The sequence below is a fragment of the Candidatus Cryptobacteroides sp. genome (assembly GCF_056207615.1).
Genome location: NZ_JBAEER010000092.1, coordinates 1 through 6,428, shown reverse-complemented (window position 1 = coordinate 6,428; position 6,428 = coordinate 1). Strand labels below are relative to the sequence as shown.

Below are 6,428 nucleotides of genomic sequence, written 5' to 3'. Positions count from 1 at the left end.
GGTCCACGAGGGTGCAATATACTCCGCAGGCATTCTCGAACCACTCGCTGAAGCCCTCGCCGAGGTTCCAGAGCTTGATGTACTCACGGATGCATCTCTTGAGCTCCTTTCCATTGAGGAAGATGAGCTCACATGGAAGGATGATGAAGCCCTTGCTCATGTCGCCATTGAAGTACTCATATCTATGGTAGAGAAGCTGCACGAGCTTGCCCGGATATGACGACGCTGGCTTGTCCTCGAACTTGCAGCTCGGGTCGAACGCGATGCCGGCCTCGGTGGTGTTCGAAATCACGAAGCGCATCTCGGGCTGCTCCGCGAGCTTGAGGTAATCCTCGAAGTCACGGTACGGGTTGATGCCGCGGCTGATGACGTCGATCATCTCGACAGAATCCACCGCATTTCCCTCGTCGAGTCCCTGGAGGTTGAGATGGTAGAGGCCATCCTGCTCATTGAGCGTGTCCACGAGACCCTTCTCGATCGGCTGCACGACCACTACGGACGCATTGAAATCGGTCTTCTTATTGGTGTTCCAGATGATCCAGTCGATGAATGCGCGAAGGAAGTTGCCCTCGCCGAACTGAATGACCTTCTCGGTATATTTACGTGCGCCAGGCGCAGTCGTACGGTTCAATCTTTCCATGGTTCAGTGAATATCAAAATCTCATGCAAAACTACGAATTATTTCAAGGAACCGCGCACGTCGATGCCATTATTTCCCGCCGCCCACATGCTTATGCGCATACCCTTAGCCCAAACAAAGACACGTCAACATTCCCGTCCCCGCCGAGAACTCAAAAAAACTGCAGAAAAGTTTAGTTCGCGACACGATAGACAAGACATACCAATTGAAGAGTACTTGTGTACACATTTTGGTACACGAACTTATTTATATATCTTTGCAGAAAAATTAATCTTATGGTATTCGTAAGCAGCCGAGAATTCAGGGCCAATCAAAAAAAGTACTTCGACCTTGCAAAGAGCAACACAGTCGTCATCATGTCTCGCACGCATGGCAACTATAAGCTTGTGCCTGTGTCTGACGATGATATGATCATTGACAATGAGACATTGCAAGCCAAAATCAACCGAGGTATAGTTGAATATGAACAAGGAAAAGCAACCGCCATGGCAGAAGGCGAAACAATGGAGGCATTCCTTGAACGAATGATAAAAGAATAGTTATATTTCTATGTTGTATACCGTTGTATTTTCTTCTGATGCGAAGAAGGATTTGAAGGAGTTGCAGAAGAAAGCCCCTACGGCAATCCCCAAACTTGCAAAACTATTAACAGAAATATCTGAACATCCTCGTTCTGGTACGGGGCAATGCGAACAATTAAAAGGGTTCGATGGCAACGTCTACTCCCGCCGAATAACTCATGAGCATCGACTAGTCTATCGTATCTACGATGAGACCATTGAAGTCTTGGTACTCAGCGTATTTGGACACTATGGACGTTAGAAGGCACAAGAGTCAAAAGTCAAGCACAAGCGAGCCGTCCAAAACCAGAATCTGACAGCAATCGCCATTGCATTGTCCAATCACAAAGATTTAGTTATATTTGTGTGTTGCGAATGTCAGCTTTTTCGCGACCCGTAAAGCACAGGCGCAACACGCAAAGAACAGTATCATGAAGCCTTTCATCAATGACGATTTCATGCTCGACAGCGATGCTGCCAGAGAACTCTACCACGGCAACGCGGAGCATCTGCCGATAATAGACTACCACTGTCACCTCAACCCTCAGGAGATTGCCCAGGACAAGACCTTCGGAGACATCTCCGAGCTCTGGCTCAGCGGCGACCACTACAAGTGGCGTGCTCTCAGAGCGAACGGCATCGAGGAGAAGTATGTGACGGGAGACGCCCCTGCATGGGACAAGTTCGAGAAGTGGGCAGAGACGGTACCATACACGATGAGGAATCCTCTCTACCATTGGACCCACATCGAACTCAAGAGGGCTTTCGGCATCGACAAGCTTCTCTCCCCTGCCACCGCGAGGGAGATCTTCGAGGAGTGCAACGCGAAGCTCGCACAGCCTGAGTTCAGCGCGAAGGGCCTCATCCGCCGCTTCAACGTGGAGACCATCTGCACCACCGACGACCCAGCCGACGACCTCCGCTGGCACAGGCAGATCGCCGAGGAGCCATTCGGCACCAAGGTGCTCCCTACATGGCGCCCTGACAAGGCCATAGCTATCGAGAATCCTGCCGCATACAAGGACTACGTCGCCAAGCTCGGCGAGGCTACGGACATGGAGATCAGGACATACGCCGACCTCATGGAGGCGCTCAGGAAGCGTCACCTCTACTTCGAGGCCATCGGCTGCAAGCTCTCCGACCATGGGCTCGACACCTTCCATGCGGCCGACTACACCGCATCGGAGATCGAGGCCATCTTCAGCAAGGTCATGGCAGGCAAGGCTCCGGACGCGGAGGAGCTCGAGAAATATCGCAGCGCAGGTCTGCACGACCTCGCGGTGATGGACGCGGAGTCCGGATGGGCACAGCAGTTCCACATGGGCGTCATCAGGAACAACCGCAGCAGCCTCATGAGGAGCTTCGGACCAGACGCCGGCACCGACTCCATTCTCGACCTGCAGTGCGCCGAGGCCGGAAATCGCTTCTTCGACAAGCTCGACAGCGAGGGCAAGCTCGCCAAGACCATACTCTACTGCCTCAATCCTAAGGACGTCGAGACAGTCATCACCATGGCCTACAACTTCAACGACGGCAGCATTCCGGGCAAGATGCAGTACGGCTCGGGATGGTGGTTCCTCGATCAGGAGGACGGCATGCGCAAGCAGATGAACGCACTATCGGTGCTCGGCCTGCTCCCACGCTTCGTGGGCATGCTCACCGACTCGCGCAGCTTCGTCAGCTACACCCGCCACGAGTACTTCCGCCGCATCCTCTGCTCCGTAGTGGGCATGGACGTGGAGAAGGGCAAGCTCCCGGCAAGCGAGATGGAATTCATCGGAAAGATGATCCAGGACATCTCATACTACAACGCAAAGAACTACTTCAAATTCTAGAAGATGGCATCATACATAAGGATCAATCCTGCGGACAACGTCGCCGTGGCGCTGAAGGACCTTCGCTCAGGCGAGTGCGCAAGCTTCGGCGGGCTCAGCATGACTCTGGCCCAGGACATCCCCGCAGGACATAAGTTCACCCTCGCCCCGCTCGGGGAAGGTGACGACGTGGTGAAGTACGGCTTCCCCATCGGTCATGTCACCCGCCCGGTCGAGAAGGGCTGCCTGGTGGACCATTCCTGCATCAAGACCAACCTCTCCGGCCTGCTCGAGTACAGCTATGAGCCGAAGCTCGTGAACATTCCTGCTGCTCAGCCGAGGACATTCAAGGGCTTCCGCCGCGCCGACGGTCAGGTAGGCATACGCAACCAGGTCTGGATCATCCCGACCGTCGGCTGTGTGAACGGTGTCGCAGACGCCATCGCCAAGGGGCTGCGCGAGGAGAAGGCCGGCGCCATGGGCTCGGTCGACGCCATCGTCTCCTTCCCTCACAACTATGGATGCTCGCAGCTCGGCGACGACCATGAGAACACCCGCCGAATCCTCGCGGACATGGTCCACCACCCTAACGCCGGCGGCGTGCTCATCGTCTCCCTCGGGTGTGAGAACAATCAGCTCGGTCCGTTCATGGAGCTCGTGGGCAAGGTCGATCCCGACAGGGTCATGACCATCAAGGTCCAGGAGGTCGAGGGCGACGAGGTGGAGGTAGGACTCGAGATGGCGCGCAGGATATTCGAGGTCTGCAGCAAAGACGAGAGGACAGAGGTTCCCGTCAGCGAGCTCAAGGTAGGGCTCAAGTGCGGCGGCTCGGACGGTCTCTCCGGCATCACCGCGAACCCGCTTCTCGGCGTATTCTCCGACTGGATCGTTGCCCAGGGAGGCACCACCGTGCTCACCGAAGTCCCTGAGATGTTCGGCGCCGAGACCATATTGATGAACAGATGTCAGGACGAGGCGACCTTCGCAAGGACGGTCAGCCTCATCAACGACTTCAAGGCATATTTCATGAAGAACGACCAGCCGGTCTACGAGAATCCGTCCCCTGGAAACAAGGCGGGCGGCATCTCTACCCTTGAGGAGAAGTCCCTCGGCTGCACCCAGAAATGCGGAAGCAGCATAGTCAGGGACGTGCTCGCCTACGGTGAAAGAATCTCCAACAAGGGCCTCAACCTGCTCAGCGCACCGGGCAACGACCTCGTGGCATCCACCGCACTCGCGGCTTCCGGATGTCAGATCGTGCTCTTCACCACCGGCAGAGGCACACCTTTCGGCAGCTTCGTTCCGACCATGAAGATATCCACCAACTCCACCCTCGCCGCGCGCAAGCCCGGCTGGATCGACTTCAACGCAGGCGTCCTCGCTGAGGATGAGCCTATGGAGGTCACCTCGGCAAGGTTCACGGAATACGTGCTCGCCGTAGCGGAGGGCAAGGCAACCAATAATGAAACACACGGGATACGCGAGATTTCCATCTTCAAGTCCGGCGTAACCCTCTGACAAGACATACAATGGCAAAAGTTATCACTCTCGGAGAGATCATGCTCCGACTCAGCCCTGCGGGCAACGACAGATTCATACAGACAGACTCATTCCGCATCATCCCTGGCGGCGGTGAGGCGAACGTGGCAGTGAGCCTCGCAAACTACGGTCATGACGCATTCTACGTCACCAAGCTCCCTGCCCATGAGATAGGACAGATCGCGGTCAACGCGCTGCGTCGCTATGGCGTCAGGACGGACTATATCACCCGCGGCGGCGACCGCGTGGGACTCTACTATGCAGAGACCGGCGCGTCCATGCGTCCTTCGAAGGTCATCTACGACCGTGCCCATTCTGCAATCGCAGAGGCAAACCCAGAGGATTTCGATTTCGACGCAATCATGGAAGGCGCAAGCTGGTTCCACTGGTCAGGCATCACTCCTGCCGTCTCTGACAAGGCTGCCGAACTCACCCGTCTCGCATGCGAGGCAGCGAAGCGTCACGGCGTGACCGTCTCAGTCGACCTGAACTTCCGCAAGAAGCTCTGGACTTCGGAGAAGGCTATCTCAGTGATGCGCCCGCTCATGAAGTATGTGGACGTGTGCATAGGAAACGAGGAGGATGCTGAGCTCTGTCTCGGCTTCAAGCCAGACGCTGACGTCGAGGGTGGAAACACCGATGCAGCCGGCTACGAGGGCATCTTCAGGCAGATGATGACGGAGTTCGGTTTCAAGTATGTCGTATCTACTCTCCGCGAGTCTTTCTCAGCAACTCGCAACGGATGGAAGGCTCTCATCTACGACGGCAAGGAGTTCTACCAGTCCAAGAGGTACGAGATCGACCCTATCATCGACCGTGTCGGCGGTGGCGACTCGTTCTCCGGCGGCCTGATCCACGGCATGCTCAAGTATCCTGGCGACCAGGCTTCGGCTCTTGAGTTCGCAGTTGCGGCTTCGGCTCTCAAGCATACCATCAACGGCGACTTCAACCTCGTGAGCGAGGCGGAGGTCCTCTCCCTTGCCGGCGGCAATGCCAACGGTCGCGTTCAAAGATAATATTCAGACTATGGCAAAATACAACAAGATAGAAGTCATCAAGACTATGAAGGAGACCGGAATGGTTCCAGTCTTCTACCACAGCGATCTCAACATCGCAAAGAACGTCCTCAAGGCATGCTACGAGGGTGGCGTGCGCGCATTCGAATTCACCAACCGCGGCGACTTCGCCCATGAGGTCTTCGGCGAGCTCGTAAAGTTCGCGAACAAGGAGCTTCCGGGAATGATCGTGGGAGTGGGCTCGGTAGTAGACCCTGCCACCGCAGCACTCTACATCCAGCTCGGCGCAAACTTCGTCGTCGGTCCCCTCTTCAACCCTGAGATCGCCCCAGTCTGCAACCGCAGGCTCATCCCTTACTGCCCTGGCTGCGGCACCGTATCCGAGGTCGGAAAGGCCCAGGAGCTCGGCTGCGACCTCTGCAAGGTCTTCCCTGGCGACGTCCTCGGCCCTGCCTTCGTGAAGGGACTCAGGGCTCCTATGCCATGGAGCCAGATCATGGTCACCGGAGGCGTGAAGCCTACCAAGGAGAACCTCGAGGGCTGGTTCAAGGCCGGCGTGACCTGCGTCGGAATGGGCAGCAACCTCTTCCCTAAGGACGTGATCGCAGCAGGAGAATGGTCGAAGATCAGCGAGCTTTGCCGCGACGCGCTCTCAATCATCGAGAGCCTCCGATAGCTTCCGGCAGCACATAATCGAGTAGGAGGAAAACAAAAGTACTTTCCTCCTACTTTTGTTTTCCGACCTCTCACACCACCGTACGTGCCGTTCGGCATACGGCGGTTCTTCATTGTTCAGTGCAATTTGACGTAGTAGTCCATAAGACAAGGATAGCCAGCTATGCGTAGATTCTTGTCGGTT

At 55.9% G+C, this 6,428-nt stretch carries 7 protein-coding genes; 6 read left to right on the top strand and 1 reads right to left on the bottom strand.

The window, feature by feature from the left end:
* Positions 1–640: mannitol dehydrogenase family protein (locus tag AC06ND_RS05620; protein WP_475678014.1), on the bottom strand; the 640-nt coding region annotated here is incomplete at its 3' end.
* Between the two features lie 275 nt (positions 641–915).
* On the opposite strand from AC06ND_RS05620, the gene AC06ND_RS05615 reads away from it, so the two are divergent.
* The 6 genes from AC06ND_RS05615 to AC06ND_RS05590 all read left to right on the top strand — a co-directional run bounded on the left by AC06ND_RS05615 (position 916) and on the right by AC06ND_RS05590 (position 6,245).
* Positions 916–1,179 (top strand): prevent-host-death protein, encoded by a 264-nt coding sequence (locus AC06ND_RS05615; protein WP_475678013.1) that lies wholly within the window; start codon positions 916–918, stop codon positions 1,177–1,179.
* Positions 1,180–1,189: 10 nt separating this feature from the next.
* Positions 1,190–1,462 (top strand): Txe/YoeB family addiction module toxin, encoded by a 273-nt coding sequence (locus tag AC06ND_RS05610; protein ID WP_475678012.1) that lies wholly within the window; start codon positions 1,190–1,192, stop codon positions 1,460–1,462.
* A 169-nt stretch (positions 1,463–1,631) separates the two neighbouring features.
* Positions 1,632–3,035, top strand: coding sequence for a glucuronate isomerase (gene uxaC / locus AC06ND_RS05605; protein WP_475678011.1), 1,404 nt, complete (start codon positions 1,632–1,634; stop codon positions 3,033–3,035).
* Positions 3,036–3,038: 3 nt separating this feature from the next.
* The gene (locus AC06ND_RS05600) at positions 3,039–4,532 is read left to right on the top strand and encodes a UxaA family hydrolase (protein WP_475678010.1); all 1,494 of its coding nucleotides are present in this window, start codon (positions 3,039–3,041) and stop codon (positions 4,530–4,532) included.
* 11 nt (positions 4,533–4,543) lie between these two features.
* Positions 4,544–5,569 (top strand): PfkB family carbohydrate kinase, encoded by a 1,026-nt coding sequence (locus AC06ND_RS05595; protein WP_475678009.1) that lies wholly within the window; start codon positions 4,544–4,546, stop codon positions 5,567–5,569.
* A 10-nt stretch (positions 5,570–5,579) separates the two neighbouring features.
* Entirely contained in the window at positions 5,580–6,245 is a 666-nt protein-coding gene (locus tag AC06ND_RS05590) for a bifunctional 4-hydroxy-2-oxoglutarate aldolase/2-dehydro-3-deoxy-phosphogluconate aldolase (RefSeq protein WP_475678008.1), read from the top strand.
* The last annotated feature ends 183 nt before the right edge of the window (positions 6,246–6,428 follow it).